The 19,353-nt window shown below is 58.7% G+C and carries 12 protein-coding genes; 2 read left to right on the forward strand and 10 right to left on the reverse strand.

All coding sequences use genetic code 11. The features are described 5' to 3' along the window. The 7 genes from G5134_RS19910 to G5134_RS19940 form a co-directional block, all read right to left on the reverse strand. A partial coding sequence (locus G5134_RS19910) for a retention module-containing protein (protein ID WP_421173350.1) occupies window positions 1–1,754 on the reverse strand: 1,754 nt, incomplete at its 3' end. Between the two features lie 266 nt (window positions 1,755–2,020). After that, window positions 2,021–3,946 (reverse strand): bifunctional diguanylate cyclase/phosphodiesterase, encoded by a 1,926-nt coding sequence (locus G5134_RS19915; RefSeq protein ID WP_065017815.1) that lies wholly within the window; start codon window positions 3,944–3,946, stop codon window positions 2,021–2,023. A gap of 3 nt (window positions 3,947–3,949) precedes the next feature. Further along, window positions 3,950–4,672 (reverse strand): transglutaminase-like cysteine peptidase, encoded by a 723-nt coding sequence (locus G5134_RS19920; protein WP_017766671.1) that lies wholly within the window; start codon window positions 4,670–4,672, stop codon window positions 3,950–3,952. 158 nt (window positions 4,673–4,830) lie between these two features. Further along, window positions 4,831–6,159, reverse strand: coding sequence for a TolC family outer membrane protein (locus G5134_RS19925; protein ID WP_005302546.1), 1,329 nt, complete (start codon window positions 6,157–6,159; stop codon window positions 4,831–4,833). A 35-nt stretch (window positions 6,160–6,194) separates the two neighbouring features. Then, window positions 6,195–7,613 (reverse strand): HlyD family type I secretion periplasmic adaptor subunit, encoded by a 1,419-nt coding sequence (locus G5134_RS19930; protein ID WP_005302548.1) that lies wholly within the window; start codon window positions 7,611–7,613, stop codon window positions 6,195–6,197. Continuing rightward, entirely contained in the window at window positions 7,606–9,750 is a 2,145-nt protein-coding gene (locus G5134_RS19935; RefSeq protein WP_010633572.1) for a type I secretion system permease/ATPase, read from the reverse strand. The genes G5134_RS19930 and G5134_RS19935 overlap by 8 nt, the downstream gene beginning before the upstream one ends. 403 nt (window positions 9,751–10,153) lie before the next feature. Continuing rightward, a complete protein-coding gene (locus G5134_RS19940; RefSeq protein ID WP_024943443.1) occupies window positions 10,154–11,089 on the reverse strand; it encodes a TIGR01212 family radical SAM protein in 936 nt (311 codons plus the stop codon). Window positions 11,090–11,701: 612 nt separating this feature from the next. On the opposite strand from G5134_RS19940, the gene gltB reads away from it, so the two are divergent. Both gltB and G5134_RS19950 read left to right on the forward strand, forming a co-directional pair. After that, window positions 11,702–16,159, forward strand: a complete 4,458-nt coding sequence (gltB, locus tag G5134_RS19945; RefSeq protein ID WP_065017816.1) for a glutamate synthase large subunit — start codon at window positions 11,702–11,704, stop codon at window positions 16,157–16,159. Window positions 16,160–16,171: 12 nt separating this feature from the next. Beyond that, the gene (locus G5134_RS19950) at window positions 16,172–17,587 is read left to right on the forward strand and encodes an FAD-dependent oxidoreductase (RefSeq protein ID WP_065017817.1); all 1,416 of its coding nucleotides are present in this window, start codon (window positions 16,172–16,174) and stop codon (window positions 17,585–17,587) included. A gap of 218 nt (window positions 17,588–17,805) precedes the next feature. Here G5134_RS19950 and G5134_RS19955 read toward each other — a convergent pair whose 3' ends face one another. The 3 genes from G5134_RS19955 to soxR form a co-directional block, all read right to left on the reverse strand. Further along, the gene (locus G5134_RS19955) at window positions 17,806–18,216 is read right to left on the reverse strand and encodes a nuclear transport factor 2 family protein (RefSeq protein ID WP_017766677.1); all 411 of its coding nucleotides are present in this window, start codon (window positions 18,214–18,216) and stop codon (window positions 17,806–17,808) included. 10 nt (window positions 18,217–18,226) lie between these two features. Beyond that, on the reverse strand, window positions 18,227–18,805 hold the full coding sequence (locus G5134_RS19960) for an O-methyltransferase (protein WP_065017818.1): 579 nt from the start codon (window positions 18,803–18,805) through the stop codon (window positions 18,227–18,229). A gap of 68 nt (window positions 18,806–18,873) precedes the next feature. Then, on the reverse strand, window positions 18,874–19,344 hold the full coding sequence (gene soxR / locus G5134_RS19965; protein ID WP_005302563.1) for a redox-sensitive transcriptional activator SoxR: 471 nt from the start codon (window positions 19,342–19,344) through the stop codon (window positions 18,874–18,876). Between the last annotated feature and the right edge of the window lie 9 nt (window positions 19,345–19,353).

Here is a 19,353-nt window from a genome sequence, read left to right on the forward strand (position 1 = left end):
GCCCCGAAGGCCGGGTTGAACTGGGCCTGCACGTCGGCCGCGCTCAGGCTGGCACTGGCCACCCCGTCGCCGCCCACCCCGCCCAGGCTGACCAGGCTCTCGTCGACGGAGACAGTCCCCAGCCCTTCCGTATTGGAGCTCAGGGTAACACTGGGAACATCATCCAGAATGACGACATCCAGACTGCCATTGGCTGTGTCACCATCCGGATCGACCAGCACAACATTGAAACTCTCCACCAGTGATGCATCGTTAGCTGGTTGAGTGTGTGTCTTGCTGTCGTTCAGCGTATAGCTGTAACTCACACTCCCCGTTCCAGTTGCAGGGTTGTAATTGATGCCAGTAACAGTCAACTGATTGCCCAACGGACTGGCGATGGTTTGCGGGAACGAAGTGATGGTTTGTCCATTGGTGATCAGTGCAACACCACCTAGGGTCAAGCTCTGGACACCATCGGCCGCACTGAAGGTAAAAATACCGCTCTGGGTCAAGGATGCTGCATTGGGATTACTGCCATCTGCCAAAGAGGCTTCATTGAGCGTCAGCTCTCCTCCTTCCACCTGCAAACCAGCCAGTTCGACCGGTTCATCAACCGGCGTGATAGTGATGGTCAAAGTGGATTGGACGGTATCTACACCATCGGTGACGGTGTAGCTGACTGCGGGAACGGGACCATCATAATTGGGAGCCGGCGTGAACTGATAGCTACCATCCGCATTGATCAGCAGAGTACCGATCCCTGCCAGGCTGACAGGTGTACCCAAGGTGGCATTGGCAACCCCACCCCAGCTAAATCCAGACACGGAAGCCGCCTGCGGACCATCATTGTCGATGGTGTTGGCAAGCAAATTGCCCGATACGGCTACATCTTCCGTCACCACCACACTCTCTCCCTCATCGGCGAGATCATTGATGGGGGTGATCGTCAACTCCAAGGTGGATTGCACCGTGTCGGTGCCATCAGTCACGGTATATATCACTGGTGGAACGGCGCCATCGTAGTTGGGGGCCGGTGTAAATGTGAAGCTGCCATCCGTATTGACGATGAGCGTGCCTACCCCATCGATGGTCACGCTGGTACCGGCAGCTATATTGGCATTGTCCCCCCAGGTGAAGATCAGTACTGATGCAGCCTGCGGCCCATCGGTATTCACCGTGTTATCCAGCAGATTACCACTCAGAGATCCGTCTTCAGCAACGGTTAGTTGCTCTCCCTGATCCGTCAACTCATTGACCAGCAAGGGCTCCGCTATCTGCTGGGTATCCACCACCGGCTCAGCTTGGTAGGTAGTGTCAAACCCGGCGGCGGCGATAGTGGCATCGCCAATCCTGTCGATGGTTACAAAACCACCGTTACCGCTGGCTCCAGCAACCCCACCGATCCCACCGCCACCACCTGCAGCCGGAGCACCACCCGCAGCTGACGCTTCAAAGTTTTGCGTCGGGTCAACCCCTTGCAAAATCGACTTTTGCAAGGCGGCTATATCAGGAGAGGCCGCATTTCCGGCATCCGGAGCCGGTGGCTGGCCGGTAGCAGGTGCATCATGGGCAGGAGCATCCGGTGTGGCAGCCGCTGGTGAATCATCGTAGGGCGCCAATAACAATTTGGCATCATCTGCAATGTTGAGCTTTGCCCCGGGTTGCAGGATCTCTCCTTTTTGCAGAGGGCGGCTGCTTCCATCAGCCAGCACGATTTGCACATTGCCTTCAACTGCAGAAACCACAACGGTTTTGTCGATGATTTGGGTACGCATGTCCATTGCTCCAACGTGACGGATCTCGATGTCTACACCATAGATGTCCGTGCTTCTTGCATCCGTTGCAAAAATGTATGGGATTCGTGTCAAAACTGGGGAGAGGAAATATACGAAATCGAATGTTCTTTTTTATATCGTCAAATCAATCAGTTGCGCGACACCAAATGAAGCCATCTAGTCTAATTAAACTGAGAATAAGCATGCTTATTAATTTTTCGAATAAAAAAGGGGCCCTTGTGGGCCCCTGAAATACTTGGTCATGCTCACGGCAACGGAAATGCCGGGTGTACAAAGCCTTGGTAACCATCGATATGAAGCTTTGAAAGCAACTCGACCTGGTGTTGATCTTCCACTCTGGTCGCAATGGTTGTAACGCCGGCATTGTGGGCAGCACGACATACCGCAGCCAGGAAGGAAGTATCAGCCCCAGGCTCCATAACCTGGCTGGTATAGCCGTGGTCAACCTTGACATAGGAAGGCGCAAGCTCCTCCAGATACCCCAGTGACTGGAAGTGGCGTCCATAGTGATCCACCCCCCACTGAAAGTCATGCTCTTGCAGAACATTAACCAGAGCGGTCACATGCTCCTTGTGCTTCATGATGGCGGCTTCAGGGATCTCGAACAGCAAGCGCTCTTTCAATCCGGCATTGTCGCTCAGATAACCGGTCAGCCAAGTACGGAATTCATCTGAGCACAGCGAGCCAGCCGTAATATTGACCGCCAGGACCAGATCAGGTTGCTGCTGCAGTAATGGAACTGACGCATCCAGTATTGCCTGGTCAAACTCACCACCCAGCTTGAACTGCTCGATGGCAGGCAGGAACTGGCCTGCGAAATAATCGGTACCATCGCGAGAGATAGAGGCAAACAGTTCTGCATGCATACGTAGACCATTATCAAATCGGCAGGCTGGCTGCGCCTTGAAACGCCACAAATGCCGTGCAATCGCATCCTGAACCAGATCACGCCAAGCCAGGCGTCCCATCAACCCCTGATCTGTGCCCCCTTCCATGACCACGGCACCACGACGTTCATTGCGGGCCCTGCCCAGCGCATTGTCAGCCTTGGTCAGCAGTGCCGACAAATCATCGTTGCCATCTCGGCCAGCAATACCAATGACGGACAAGGCGCTCCCCTCACCCATGGGATTTACCACCAGATCGGCGATGCGACTGTTGATCACTTCAGCCAAATCCTTCAATTGGGAAAGGTCATCTGTCGGGCACAACAGGGCATATTCCGTTGCCGAGATCCGCGCCACAGCAGAGCCATCCCACCCTTTCAATTGTTCTTTCAAAGCCTGGGCTATCGATTTGACCATGTTGTCACGCGCAGCAAATCCCTCTTCGCGGTACAGCTCGTCCAGCATGTCGACGGCAACCAGCATGACCCCCCCTTGACCAGCCTCTGCAATCCAGGCGTTGACCTGACCCACGAAATAAGCCCGGTTGCCCAAGCCGGAAACGGCGTCGACGTAGACCCGCTCCCGCAGTTTTTCAGCCTCGTCGGCCTGCTCTTTGAATTGCACGGCCAACTTGCTGGAGAGGGTATTGATGGCCTGAACCACCTGTTTCAATTCATGGGTCTTGGGTTCGGGAATGGCATGACCAAAGTGATGCAGCTCTATCTCGACGGCCTGCTCACAAATCTGCTTGAGCGGCTTGAGCAGGTAGTTGAGTGCCCGCATGAGCAAGATGGTGGTGATCAGAAAACCTATCAGGAACCAGCTGGCAAGCTCACTCATTCCGCGCCACAACTCGTAATAGGCCTGGCCGGGATGGCCAACGACCTTCAATTTACCCAGTTGCAGCCAGCCCGACGTCAGGATCGACTCATTGGATACTTCGGGAAACAACCCAAGATTGATGAACCATTGGGGAACACCTTGAATGTTATTGGTATTTTCCTGCTCGATGACATCCTTGGAAGCCAGCAAGTCCAGACGGACCAGACGATAATATCCCCCGTCAAATATCGCCTGAATGACGGACTCAGCTCCCACCTTGTCACCATTTTCTAAATAAGGGGTCAGTGCCAGCCCCAGAGATGTGGCTGTATTGATGACGGTAGTTTCCTGCTGTTGGGCCAGATAGGTACGAGTCGAGTTGAATTGCACCCAATAGGTAGCTGCAAACAACAACCCGAACAGGATCAACATGGTTGCCAATAATTGTCTGTAGAGCGTCATAGGTTAATCATCCAAATTCAACACAGGCTGAGCCAATCGCCCCGACGTCATGCGATTGCGTAAATCATTCCATAATCCTAGGCGTGAGGACTGTCCAGCCAGTTCCCCTTGACCACGCGCCTTCATCAACCACAAGTGACTACCGTTAAAGCTGTATATCGGCACCAGATCCCTACGTTGACTGGCAGGCCGGATCGACCCTATCAAATTATCCAAAATGACGGGCACCGCAGACGGTGTTTCATAGTAAGCGACGACCATATGAAACTGGTTGTAATCCAATGCCTTGACATAGACCATCCGCATCTTTTCATCCGGAACACCCAGCTCCAGCAGGGTAAAGTATTTTGAAATGCTGAAGTCTTCACAATCGCCACCAGCCGCTCCCAAAAACTCCAGCGGGGTTGCCCAGTAGTCTTTTTTTCGCCACAACTTGATATCGTCGATAAACCGCATCTGGTTGAAAAACTGGTTAACCTTCTCCAGCTTCTGACGGTCGGTCAGGCCGGCAGCGCGGTTTTGCATTACCAGTGTGCGCCAGGTGGTAACCCGTTTGCCGGCTCTGACGCCGTAGGTCTCCTGAGCCCGTTGTACCAGTTTGAGATCTTCAGGGGTAAGAGGCTGACTGGCGGAGAGCAGTAGCGGCAGAGATATCAGCAGCAGCCAAAGTGACCAGCGTAACCAGCGAGCGCGCAGCAACTGGGTCAAACCGGAGGTTGACGCCATGCCGATACTGCTTGCTCTATCCCATCCGGTCACATGCATCTTCGACAGATCCAATGGTACTCACTGCATTGGCCAGAGATGGCCGTCAGAGACAAGGGATGGCGGCAGCCCGGCTGCAACCATCCCTTTCACTCGCATCAAACCTGATGCGCACTCCATTACTGTTTGGCTTGCCAATCGGCCGGCTGCTTCACATTGAATGCGTTGAGCAGGCTGCCAGTGGCATTGAGGATCCGATAATCCGCCAGCAGGGAGTCATACTCGGCTGTAATGTAGCTGCGGCGCGCTTCAAACAATTCGTTTTCGGTGTTCAATACGTCCAACAAGGTACGTTGACCGAGACCAAACTGCTTCTTGTACGCCTGCACAGTGTCATAGCTTGCATCCACGTGTTCTTTCAGGAAGGTCTTCTGTTTAGCCAAAGACTCTTTTGCGTTCCAGGCCAGGCGGGTTCCTTCCTCTACCTGACGGAAGGCATTCATGTGAATGTCCTTGGCCTGGGAATAGAGTGCGGAAGTGGCCTTGCTCTGGGCCAGATCGGAACCACCGCGGAACAAGTTGTAGCGCATCCGTACCATGGCGGTCAGGTCATCGTTGCGCCCCTTGACGGCATCGATATCCTCATTCCAGTTTTGATCCACTTCAAAGGTGACGTTGGGATAAAAACCGGATTTGGAACCTTCATGCTGGTATTTAGCGGCTTCGATATCCTGCAGGGAGGAGAGCAGCGTCGGGTGAACTTCGGTTGCCGTCTTCAGTGCAGCATCCAGGCTGCTAGGAATGAGCTGAGCATCCGGAACCGGCTGTACCAGATCTTTTGGCATCTCGTTGACCACCCGGATGAACTCACTTTCGGCATCGCGATAGTTGTTCTCGGCGGCAGCCTGGTTGGCATACGCTCTGGCTACCCGGCCATCGATCTGGGTCTGGTCAGCGGTTGAACCCAACCCCGAATCGGTCCGCTTACTGATGTCGCTGCGGATCTGTTCGTGGGTTTCCAGGTTCTGCTTGGACAGCTCCAGGATCTCCTGCTGGCGCAACATGTTGAGGTAGACCTCGGCCACCCGCAGTGCAGTGTTCTCCGCCTCGGAGATCATGGCCAGGCGCTGGGCATTGGCTTCGGCATCGGTACGCGCCACGTTGCTGCTGACGTTGAAGCCGTCGAACAACATCTGGCGCAGGCTGATGCCGGCTTCTTTACGGGTCATGGAGTCATCGATGGTGGTCGAGTTTGCGCCGGCCGCACGGGTGGTCGGGCTGTCAGTCTTCTCGTAGCCGACACCGCCACGCAGATCGATGGTGGGGTAGTAACCCCCTTTGGCCCCGTCATGCTGATACAGTCGCGCCTGATAGAGATCAAAAGCTTCCTTGATTTTGGGATGGGTAGCCAATGACTGTGCCACTGACTCCTCCAGTGTTTGTGCCTGGCTTAGGCCCGGGAACAGCACGGCGCCACTTACTAACATGGCAACAATCGTCTTCTTCATGGTATCTCCAGTCATGTTGTTTTTAGATTGTTGGCTTATCGTTCTCTCAGTGCCGACTGCTTTGCCCGTAATATCGGCTTAAGCAAATAGTCTAGGACACTTTTTTTACCAGTAATAATATCTGTACTGGCTAACATACCGGGGATGATGGGAAGTGCGTTAAGCTCATCGCCCAAGTAACTCTTCTCGGTGCGTACCCGAACCAGGTAGAAGGAATTGCCATCTTCATCCTGAATTGAGTCGGCACTTATCTGCTCAACCTTGCCATGCAATCCACCATAAATGGTGAAGTCATAGGCAGTGATCTTGACCACGGCTTCCAGCCCCGGTCGCAGGAATGCGATATCTTTCGGCGACACCTTGGCTTCGACCAGCAGGGTGTCTTCCAGCGGTACTATCTCCATCAGATCCATACCGGGCTGGACGACGCCGCCCAGGGTATTGATCTTGAGCTTCTTGATAGTGCCTTTGAGCGGGGCGATGACGCTGGTGCGGTCAACCCGGTCACGCAATCCCACCTGCCCCTCGGACAACTGGCTCAGTTTGCCCTGCCGCTCGTTGAGTTCGGTTTGCGAATCGGCCCGAAACTTCAACGCAATATCGTTGCGCTTGGAAATGGTTTCCCGCAACACGGAGTCAAGCTTGGGGATCAGCAGCCGGTTGCTTTCAAGCTCCCCCTGCATCTCGTTGACCTGGCGCTCCAGCTTGATCAACTCAACCTGGGGCACGATCCCCTCTTTGGCCAGGGGACGGCTGATATTGAGCTCCTGGCGCGCCAGATCCACACTGCGTGCCACCGTCCTTATCTTGGCATTGAGCTCTATGGTCTCCTGCTCTTTCTGCTCGATCTGCTGACCAAGAATATAGAGCTGGTTGCTCAGGTTGTTGAGGCGCTCATTCTGCACCGACTTTTCCCGTGTCGCATATTCGGCAAACACGTTCTCATAACCGTCCGGAAAAACGATAGGCTGCTTTTCAACCACCACCTGTTCACGCCAACCCAGATTGGGGCCTGTCTTGACCACCACGCTCTGGATCTCCGCCCGCAATCTGGCGATGTCCCCCTTGAGGGTCACCAGCTCCTGCTCCCGCTCCCGAAAGTCGGAACGGAAACGGGTATCATCGATGCGCAGCAGTGGCTGCCCTTTCTCGACGATGTCCCCTTCCTTAACGAAGATCTCCTTGACGATCCCCCCCTCCAGGTTCTGGATCACCTGCAGCTGACGTGACGGGATCACCTTGCCCTGGCCGACGGTCACCTCATCGAGCTCGGCCCAGGCCGCCCAGATGATGGCACTCATGAAAAACAGGAAACAGGCCCACAGCAGGGCACGTGCCCGCGTCGGGGTACTCAGCAAGACGGCGGCCGCACCGTCATCCACAAACTCAAGGTGTTCCGGAGCCGGCAGCACAGTATCGGAAGGCGCCTTCTTGAACAGGCCAAACTTAGCCATTGGAGGCCTCCTGTACGCGCACCTTGCCCTCTTTCAGCTGTTGCAACACCATTTCCTTCGGACCATCGGCCACCACCTGGCCCTGCTCGATCACGATGACCCGTGAGGCTACGTCAAGCATGGTGGTTTTGTGGGTGATGACGATCAGGGTCGTTTCCGGCCCAAGTCTGGCCAGCTCATGCTTGACCTGCATCTCCGACTGGTTATCCATGTTGGAGGTCGGTTCGTCCATCACCAGTATGGGGGGATCATTGAGCAAGGCCCGGGCCAGCAAGATGGCCTGACGCTGGCCACCGGAGAGCTGACGACCCCCTTCCCCTATCTGTCTATCCAGCCCATTGGGATCCCGGTTGGTGAAGTTGGTCACACCGGCCCGCTTGGCAGCCCGCATGACTCGCACATCATCCACCAGCGGATTGCCCAGCATGATGTTGTCGCGTACCGAGCCAAAAAACAGGGTCACATCCTGTGGCACACAGCCTATATTGCGGCGGATCACCGAGGCCGGCAGCTGATCGAGTTCAAAACCATCGAGCCGTACCGAACCGTCGGTGGGCCGATAGAGGCCCATCAAAATCTTCTCGAGCGTCGTCTTGCCCGCCCCGATCCGGCCAATGATCGCCACCTTCTCACCCGGCTCGATGCGCAGGTTGATATTGTGCAGGGTGCTGGTTTCCATCCCGGGATACTTGAACGACACCTTGTCAAACTCGATCCGACCGGAGATCACGGGATGATGTATGTACTGCTTGCCCTCCTCCTGCTCGCCCGGCGTGATCATGATCTTCTCCAGGATCTCCAATGCTGACTTTGCCTGGTTGTAGCGGGTCGAGAGAACCGACAGCTGTACCATGGGCGCGATGGCGCGGCTCGACAGCATGACGGCGGCAATCATGCCCCCCATGGTGACCAGTCCTTCCGAGATCTGGTAAACCCCGACAATCACCAGTGCCACCGTCACCACCTGCTGGATGTAGCTGGCCAGCGATGACATGGAGTTGGTGATGCGGCGGGTCTGTACGCCCCAGGTCGAAATGTGGGACACGGCCTGTTCCCAGCGGTGCTGGAACATGCTCTCGGCACCAAAGATCTTCACGGTTTCGAGGCCCGAGATGCTCTCGATCAGGTTGGCGTTTTTCTGGGAAGCCAGCCGTGAGCCCTCTTCGATGGACTGCTTGAGCGGCGCCTGGATATAGAAGCTGTAAATGATGAGGATCACCATGGCCACGATGGGCACCACCACCATGACGCCGGCAAAGATCCAGATGATGAACAGGAAGAAGATGGCAAAGGGCAGATCGATGAGGGTAGATACCGTCGCGGAAGTGAAAAACTCCCGCACCGATTCAAACTCCTGCAGATGCTTGGCAAAGGCGCCGGTCGACGCAGGACGCGATTCCATCCGCATGCCCATCACCTTGGCAAAGATCTTGGCAGACAGCAGCACATCGGACTTTTTGCCGGCGATGTCGATAAAGTAGCTGCGTAGCTGGCGCATCACGAAGTCAAAAGTGAATACCACCATGGCGCCGACCGCCAGCACCCAGAGCGAATCAAACGCCAGATTGGGCACTATCTTGTCGTAGACGTTCATGGTGAACAGAGGGCTTGCGACGGCAAACAGGTTGATGAGGATGGAGGCGACCAACACATCCCGATAAATGCCGCGAGATTCGAGCAGGGTGCTCCAGAACCAGTGACCATCGCGGGTCTCCAGCACCTTGGGTGAACGCTCATCGAACTTGAACTGCTTTTTGACAAAAAACAGCCGCCCCAGATACTCATCACCCAGTTGAGATGCACTCAGCCACTGGGCCGCATCCCCCGCCTGAGGAAAGATCACCTTGCCCTGGGTTCTGTCTTCGTTCCACTCCAGCAGGATGCAGGCGCCGCCGTTGCGCATCTGCAGCACGCAGGGCAGCAACAGGGGGGAGATCTCGTCGAGAGACTGGATGACTTCCCGGGCGGACAAGCCACCCCGCTCGGCGGCACGGCCGAACAGATTGGGCGTCAGCAGACCGGACACCAGCGGCAGGCCGGTGGTAAGAGCGTCCTTGCTGTTGGGTACCCCATAAAAGCGGGTCAGAAAGACCAGGCACTCCAACAACTCGTCAATACGGTTAGTTTCTGCTTGCATAGCATCCTGTCACTGCATGATTGGGCCGGCTGTCTCGCCATACCGATATTCAAGCCTCACGGGCATTGTTGGCGCAGACATGCCCGTGACATAAAGAACAGCGCTCCCAAAAAAGGAGCTACAGCCTGATACACACTAAAAGTACAGGTACATGACACTGGATGTCATCGACAGACCTGAACGGCATTATGCCCAAAGCGGGGACGGCAGGTCAGGCTGTTGATCGCGACACAGGGTGGCGCCATGCCCGATATACCCCGTCCAAATTGGAAATAATACAAGCTTATTGATAATGATATCTTTTTCAAGCCAAGTACTATATCAAGACAATTTTACCGAAACTATACCGCAAAGACTGAATTTCATCTAATAACCCACTGTTTTTTTAATGAAATCTGACGACCTAATCAATATTGCCCACAAGGGAAAACGGGCGCCCCAACGCCTGCCCCTGAGGACCGGTGCGGGCCAGCGCACTAGCAATATCGGCCATCGCTGTCCAGCGATTCTCGCACCAGGCAGGAGCCAACAGAGTTGGCCGGCGCGCTGAAGCCGAGATGCGGTGATACACCACTTCGGGGGGGGTGTGCTGGATCATGGCGACTGCCGCCTCGACATACTGCTCCAGACTCAAGACATCGAGCCTCCCCGCCTGCCAGGCCTTACCGAGGGTGCTGCCCTCCACCACATGCAGCGGGTGAAGCTTGATCCCCTCCACGCCGGTATCCACGATACGGTGCAGGGTATCCAGGCTGTCCATCGGCACCTCGCCGGGCAAACCCACGATGAGGTGGGCACACACCTTGATGCCCCGCTGATGGGCTCGTGTCACCGCATCCACATAGGCGGCATAGCCGTGGCCCCGGTTGATGCGCTGCAACGTCTTGTCGTTGGCGCTCTGCAGCCCCAGTTCCAGCCACACCTCGTAGCCCCGGGCCTGATAACCGGCCAGCAGGTCCAGCACCGCATCCGGCACACAATCTGGGCGCGTCCCCACACACAAGCCCACCATGTCGCTCACCGACAACGCCTCTTCATACATGCGCTGCAGGTACTCCACTTCGGCATAGGTGCTGGTATAGGCCTGAAAATAGGCGAGATAGCGCTTGGCGCGGGTCACTTCGTCCCGACGGGCCAGCAGTTGCTGCACCACGGAGAGCTGCTGGGCCGATTCGTCGGCAAAGGAGGAGACATTGCAGAAGGTGCAGCCACCACGCCCCAGAGTGCCATCACGATTGGGGCAGGTGAAGGCGCCGTGAATGGAGAGCTTGTGGATCTTCTGGCCATGGCGCTGCTTGAGATCCTGACCGAATGTATTGACGAGTTCGTGTAACTGCATGACACCTCCAGTAAAGGAGCGTCATTGTACGAGCTTGCCCGTACGGGGCGCTGCGCTGGATCAAGGGATACGAGAGTCAAAAAACATATAAATATTCACCAATAATAGGATAAATATCAGTTAACCGGACATTCTCGACGCTTTCGAGACCCATCCCCCTTCTGACCAACCTTCAGCATGGCTGCATAATTGTTAGCTAACATTCTGTTGAATAATGAAAATTTTTCTTTAGACGGGGATTTGGCAAATGCAAGTCATTCACATCAGTAATGTGATCTCAACCAGCCACTCCGACAGTGAATTGGTAAATTTACTACAAACATCCACACCCACCGAGTCAACCAACAAAACCCGACACATCAGGATTTAATCTCGCAAAAATAAAAAATGCCAGAGTAATAGCCAATTACCACCCCATTTATCCTCGCGCATCGAGATTTTGTTATGACATTGTAATAATGAAAACAGCCGGGATGTCCAATTGACCTTGCCGAAAAATCCCATTAGTTTGGAGATTCGCCACCTCAGGCGGACGGAACCACAAGAGCCAATCGCAATTTATGCAGTCTGTTGACGACAGCGCGATGCAAGGCCGAGCAAGGGAGAAATGCAATGTCACTATATGATCCAAAGCTGGAGAGGGATAACTGTGGCTTCGGCCTGTTGGCCCACATGGAAGGTGAAGCCAGCCACAAGCTTGTCCGTCTCGCGATGTCAGCATTGGCTCGCATGCAGCACCGCGGCGGTATCTCCGCCGATGGCAAGACCGGCGACGGCTGCGGTCTGTTGCTGCAAAAACCCGACAGCTTCTTTAGAGCGGTCGCCGAAGAGAAGGGATGGCACCTGGGCCGCAACTACGCGGTCGGCATGCTGTTCCTCAACCCCGATCCCATCCTGGCCCAGGCCACGCGCGACATCATCGACGAGGAGCTGGAAAAGGAGACCCTGAGTCTGGTCGGCTGGCGCAAGGTGCCCATCGATACCAATGTACTCGGCTCCATCGCCAAGGCGTCCCTGCCCAGCATTGAACAGGTCTTTGTCAACGCCCCGCCTGGCTGGGTCGACAAGGATCTCGAGCGCCGCCTCTACATCGTGCGCCGCCGCATCGAGAAACGCATCAGCGACGACTACTTCTATGTGGTCAGCCTCTCCAACCTGGTCACCGTCTACAAAGGGCTGTGCATGCCGGTGGACCTGCCGCGCTTCTATCTGGATCTCGCCGACATCCGCATGCAGGCGGCCATCTGCGTGTTCCACCAGCGCTTCTCCACCAACACCAGTCCGCGCTGGCCGCTGGCGCAGCCATTCCGTTATCTGGCCCACAACGGCGAGATCAACACCATCGCCGGCAACCGCCAATGGGCCAAAGCGCGCAGCTACAAGTTCGCCACCCCGCTCATCCCCGATCTGCAAGAAGCCGCCCCCTTCGTCAACACCACGGGGTCGGACTCCTCCAGCCTCGACAACATGCTGGATCTGTTCCTGGCCGGCGGCATGGACCTGTTCCGCGCCATGCGCCTGCTGATCCCGCCTGCGTGGCAGAAGCACCCGAACATGGATGACGACCTGCGCGCCTTCTACGACTTCAACTCCATGCACATGGAGCCCTGGGACGGCCCGGCCGGCATCGTCATGACCGACGGCCGCTACGCCACCTGCGCACTCGACAGAAACGGCCTGCGCCCGGCCCGCTACGTCATCACCAAGGACAAGTTCATCACACTGGCCTCCGAAGTGGGCACCTGGGACTACACCCCGGACGAGGTGCTGGAGAAGGGCCGGGTCGGCCCGGGCGAGCTGTTCGTGGTGGATACCAGCAACGGCAAGATCTGGACCAGCTTCGAGATCGACGACGACCTCAAGAGCCGCCACACCTACAAGCAGTGGATGGACAAGCACTGCAAGCGGCTGGTGCCGTTCGAGCAGATGGATGACGCCAGCACCGGCGCCCGCGAGTTCTCCGACGATCAGCTGAAAACCTATCAGAAGCTGTTCGGCTACTCCTATGAGGAGCTGGATCAGATCATCCGGGTACTGGGTGAAAACGGCCAGGAAGCGGTGGGCTCCATGGGGGATGACACCCCGATGGCGGTGCTCTCCTCCAGCCAGCGCACCCTGTACGACTACTTCCGCCAGATGTTCGCCCAGGTGACCAACCCGCCCATCGATCCGCTGCGGGAGAACCACGTGATGTCGCTGGCCACCTGTATCGGCCGCGAGCAGAACGTGTTCAACGAGACCTTCGGCCACGCCCACCGGGTGTTGTTCCAGTCGCCGATCCTGCTCTACTCCGACTTCCACCAGTTGCTGGCCCTGGAAGGGGAGCACTATCGCCATCAGGTGATCAGCCTCAACTTCAGACCCGAAGAGGGGCTGGAGGCGGCCATTCTACGCGTCTGTGAAGAGGCCAAGGCTGCCGCCAAGGCCGGCACAGTGCTGCTGGTGCTCTCGGATCGGGACGTCACTGCCGACACCCTGCCCATCCCGGCCGCCATGGCGGTGGGGGCGGTGCAGCGTACCCTGGTGGACAACAACCTGCGCTGTGACGCCAACATCCTGGTGGAAACCGCCAGCGTGCGCGACCCGCACCACTTCTCTGTGTTGCTGGGCTTTGGCGCCACCGCCATCTACCCCTACCTCGCCTACGAGACCCTCGCCAAGCAGGTAGAAGAGGGCGTGCTCAAGATGAGCCTGCGCCAGGCCATGCTCAACTACCGCAACGGCATCAACAAGGGGCTCTACAAGGTGATGTCCAAGATGGGCATCAGCACGGTGGCCAGCTACCGCTGCTCCCAGCTGTTCGAAGCGGTGGGCCTCTCCAAAGCCGTGGTCGAGATGTGTTTTCGCGGCGTATCGAGCCGCATCCAGGGTGCCGATTTTGTCGACATCCAGCAGGATCAGTTCAACCTGGCCCGCCAGGCCTGGCTGGCCCGCAAGGCCCTCACCCAGGGCGGCCTGCTCAAATTCGTCCACGGCGGCGAGTACCACACCTACAACCCGGACGTGGTGCAGACCCTGCAGACCGCGGTGCGCTCCGGCAACTATGCCGATTACAAGGAGTACGCCCGTCTGGTGAACGAGCGGCCGATCGCTACCCTGCGCGATCTGCTTACTCTGAAGAAGGTCGACAATCCGGTGGCGCTGGATCAGGTGGAGCCGGCGGCCAAGCTGTTCCCCCGCTTCGACTCCGCCGCCATGTCCATCGGCGCTCTGGGGCCGGAAGCCCACGAGGCGCTGGCGGTGGCCATGAACCGCCTCGGCGGCCAGAGCAACTCGGGTGAAGGCGGTGAAGATCCCAAGCGCTTCGGTACCGAGAAGAATTCGCGCATCAAGCAGGTGGCCTCGGGGCGCTTTGGCGTCACCCCCCATTACCTGATGAACGCCGACGTGGTGCAGATCAAGGTCGCCCAGGGCGCCAAGCCCGGCGAAGGCGGCCAGCTGCCCGGTGACAAGGTGACGGCCCAGATCGCCAAGCTGCGTTACTCCGTGCCCGGCGTGACCCTGATCTCGCCGCCGCCCCACCACGACATCTACTCCATCGAGGATCTGGCCCAGCTCATCTTCGACATCAAGCAGATCAACCCGAACTGCCTGGTCTCGGTGAAACTGGTCTCCGAGCCCGGCGTCGGCACCATCGCCTGCGGCGTGGCCAAGGCCTATGCGGACTTCATCACCGTCTCCGGCTACGACGGCGGCACCGGCGCGAGCCCGCTCACCTCGGTCAAATACGCCGGCTCCCCCTGGGAGCTGGGCCTGGCCGAAACCCAGCAGGCCCTGGTCGCCAACGGCCTGCGCCACAAGGTGCGCCTGCAGGTGGACGGCGGTCTCAAAACGGGTCTGGACATCATCAAGGCGGCCATCCTCGGCGCCGAGAGCTTTGGCTTCGGCACCGGCCCCATGGTGGCGCTCGGCTGCAAATACCTGCGGATCTGTCACCTGAACAACTGCGCCACCGGCGTTGCCACCCAGGATGAGAAGCTGCGCCGCGAGCACTTCACCGGCCTGCCGGAGATGGTGATGAACTACTTCAAGTTCATCGCCGAGGAGACCCGCGAGCTGATGGCCCAGCTTGGCGTCACCCAGCTCACCGACCTCATCGGTCGCACCGACTTGTTGGAGGCCCTGCCCGGCCTCACCGCCCGTCAGGCCAAGCTGGACTTGTCCGGCATCCTGGCCCGTCCGGTAGCACCGGAAGGCTCCAGCCTGTTCAGCCAGCAGCACAACCCCACCTTCGACAAGGGGCCGCTCAACCTCAAGATGGTGGAAGACCTGCTGGAGGCCGTCGAGAACATGAGTGGCGGCGAGTTCCGCTACGACATCCGCAACACCGACCGCTCGGTGGGGGCGCGCCTTTCCGGCGAGATCGTCAAGCGCCACGGCAACCAGGGGATGGCGGCCGATCCGGTCAAGGTACACTTCAACGGTACCGCCGGCCAAAGCTTCGGCGTCTGGAACGCGGGTGGCCTTGAGATGATCCTCACCGGGGATGCCAACGACTACGTGGGCAAGGGGATGACCGGCGGCAAGCTGGTGATCAAACCCCACGTCGGCGTGGCGTTCAAATCCCACGAGGCGGCCATCATAGGCAACACCTGCCTCTACGGCGCCACCGGCGGCAAGCTCTATGCCGCAGGCACCGCCGGCGAGCGCTTCGCGGTGCGTAACTCAGGGGCCCTCGCGGTAGTCGAGGGGATTGGCGACAACGGCTGTGAATACATGACAGGCGGCATCGTCACCGTGCTCGGCGAGACCGGCGTCAACTTCGCGGCGGGCATGACCGGCGGCTTTGCCTATGTGCTGGATGAGTGCGGCAGCTTCGCCAAGCGCACCAACCCCGAGCTGGTTGAACTGCTGGACGTGGCGGATCTTGCCATCCACCAGGAGCACCTGCGCGGCATCATCACGGCGCACCTCAACGAAACCGGCAGCTCGCGCGCCGAGGAGATCCTGGCCAATTTCGACTCCTATGTGCCCAAGTTCAGGCTGATCAAACCCAAGTCCAGCGACGTCAAGTCCCTGTTGGGCCACACCAGCCGTTCCAGTGCAGAACTCAGAATCCAGGCGCAATAAGGAGGGAACCCTATGAGCCAGAACGTATTCCAGTTTATCGACGTCCAGCGGGTCGACCCGCCCAAGAAGCCGCTCAAGATCCGCAAGATCCAGTTTGTGGAGATCTACGAGTCCTTCAACCAGGCCCAGGTCGGCATGCAGGCGGATCGCTGCCTCGACTGCGGCAACCCCTATTGCGAGTGGAAGTGCCCGGTGCACAACTACATCCCCAACTGGCTGAAACTGGCCAACGAGGGGCGCATCCTGGAGGCGGTGGAACTCTCCCACCAGACCAACAGCCTGCCGGAGGTGTGCGGCCGGGTCTGCCCGCAGGATCGTCTGTGCGAGGGTGCCTGCACCCTCAACGACAGATTCGGTGCCGTCACCATAGGCAACATCGAAAAATACATCACCGACAAGGCGTTCGAGATGGGCTGGCGCCCTGATCTCTCCAAGGTGGTGAAGACCGGCAAACGGGTCGCCGTCATCGGCGCCGGTCCCGCGGGCCTCGCCTGTGCCGACGTGCTGGCACGCAATGGCGTGACCCCGGTGGTGTTCGACAAGTATCCGGAGATAGGCGGCCTGCTCACCTTCGGCATCCCCTCCTTCAAGCTGGAGAAAGAGGTGATGCAGCGCCGGCGCGAGATCTTCGAGGGGATGGGGGTGGAGTTTCGCCTCGAGACCGAAGTGGGCCGTGACGTCACCTTCGCCGACCTGCTTGGCGAGTTCGATGCGGTCTTCCTCGGGGTCGGTACCTACAAGTATATGAAGGGCGGCTTTGCCAACGAAGAGGCGCCAGGGGTCTACGACGCCCTGCCCTACCTCATCTCCAACGCCAACCGCTTGCTGGGCTTCGAGAAGGCCCAGGCCGACTACATCGACTTTGCCGGCAAACAGGTGGTGGTACTGGGGGGCGGCGATACTGCCATGGACTGCGTGCGCACCGCCATCCGTCAGGGTGCCGATCGGGTGATCTGCGCCTATCGCCGCGACGCCGAGAACATGCCGGGCTCCAAGCGGGAGGTGAAGAACGCCCAGGAGGAGGGGGTGGAATTTATGTTCAACCTTCAGCCCATCGGCGTGGAGCTGGACGCCCATGGCCGTACCTGCGGCATCAAGGTGGTGAGCACCGCGCTCGGTGAGCCCGATGCCAATGGCCGCCGCAATCCTGTGGTGATCGAAGGTTCCGAACAGGTGTTGCCCGCCGATGCGGTGGTGATGGCGTTCGGCTTCCAGCCCAACCCCCAGCCCTGGATGGCGGAGTACGGCATCGAGCTCGACGGCCGGGATCGCATCAAGGCGCCGGAGCAGGCCGAGTATGCCTTCCAGACCAGCAACCCCAAGGTGTTCGCCGGTGGCGACGCGGTGCGCGGCTCGGATCTGGTGGTGACCGCCATCTACGAGGGTCGCAAGGCCGCCGAAGGGATCATGGACTATCTGGCCGTGTAAGCGGCCATCCCAAGACCAACCCAAGTAAACAGCCCCGCTTATGCGGGGCTGTTGTTTTATGTTTGCCGCAAACCGCGATGCAATAGCGGGCACACCCTAGCCAGGTCATGTCGGGGAGGCGCCTGGAGATCATAAAAAGGGGGACATGAGGCAGGCGGCGGGATGGTCACGGCACATCATGAACGACTCCGCTGGCGGTAGCGCGCCAGCGGAGGGGATCAGGCGGGTTGCGGCTCCCGTGGAATGGTGGTGACCCAGTGACGACGCCAGTGCGGCGCCTCGTAGAGATCGGGCCAGAACTCGGTCTGGTGCCAGATGGCATTGCCGCGCACCGTGTGAAAGGTGATGGCGCGTGCCTCCACTTCACCGTCGGTGATCAGCACTTCGGTCACCACTTCCCGCCCCTGCTCCAGCAGGCGGACGACGTCGAAGTTCCAGGGCCCGGCCGCCGGATAGCGCCGGTTGATCTCGACGAAGTTGCTGCGCCCCTCGATCCGTTCCCCCGACTGGGGCCAGTCGCAGATGAAATCTTCACACAGCCAGCGGGCTGCCTTGGCAAAATCATTGCTCTGCATGGCCTGCCAGTAGGCCTCCACCACCGCTCTTGGTTCCATGGTCTTGTTTTCCATGCCAGCCCTCCTACAGACGCACCACCAGCCACTCCCCCTTGCCCACCGGCACCAGCGAGGTCGCGAAGGCCGGATCCTGCTCCACCTCTGCCATCCACTCGGCCAGCTCCTCGCGATGGGAGACGGCATTGTCCACCACCAGCAGGCCGCGGGGGGCCAGCAGGCGCTGGATCTCGGGCCACCAGGCCTGGTAGTGGCGGCGATCGGAGTCGAGGAAGATGAGCTGATAAGCGGCCTTCGGCAGGGTGGGCAGCAGCGTGCCTGCGTCCCCTGCCAGCTGCTCAATCCAGGCATCGAGCCCGGCGCGCTCAAAATTGGCGGCCGCCATGGCCCGTTTGCCCTCGTCCAGCTCTATGGTGGTGACCCGCCCCCCCAGCCGTTTCGCCGCTTCAGTCAGCCAGAGGGTGGAGTAGCCGTTGGAGGTGCCTATCTCCAGCACCGCCTGTGCCCCTCTCGTCTGGACCAGCACAGCCAGCAGTTCGCCGGTGTCGCGGGTAATGTTGAGCATCTTGCTGCCACGGGAGTGTTGTGCGCCGTCGTGCCGCTCGCCAAACAGCTCCAGTTCCCGTTTCAGTTGTTCCAGTGCCATGTATCCTCCTTGACGGTGTAAACGAGTCGGCCCGGTGCATGGCATGGCTGGGCCGACCCCGATGTTCATCATGTGGCTGCCTGTTCGTCATCCGGGGGCGTATCCCCCAGCAGGTAGCGAGGGCCGCTGCCGAGGGCGGCGGCCTGATCATCCGGATTGTAAAGTGCGCAGTGCTCGAGGGAGAGGCAACCACAGCCGACACAGGCGCCGAGCTTTTCCTTGAGCTGCTGCAGGGCCGCGATGCGCCGATCGAGCAGCCCCTGCCACTGACCGGCAATCCCGACCCAGTCGCTGCGATCCGGGGTGCGCCCCTCGGGCAGGCCGGCCAGGGCCTCGCCTATCTCGCCAAGGCTCAGCCCCATGCCCTGCGCCACCCGGATGAAGGCGATGCGCCGCAGCACATCCTGCGGATAGAGCCGCTGTCCCCCGTCGCTGCGCACGCTGCGGATCAGCCCCTTCTGCTCGTAAAAGCGCAGGGCGCTGGCCTTGACGCCCGAGCGTTTGGCAATCTGGCCGATGGCCAGCCATTTGCGTTCCATCGCCACGCT

It is taken from the genome of Aeromonas sp. 600276 (assembly GCF_049175815.1).
GTDB classification, from domain to species: domain Bacteria; phylum Pseudomonadota; class Gammaproteobacteria; order Enterobacterales; family Aeromonadaceae; genus Aeromonas; species Aeromonas dhakensis.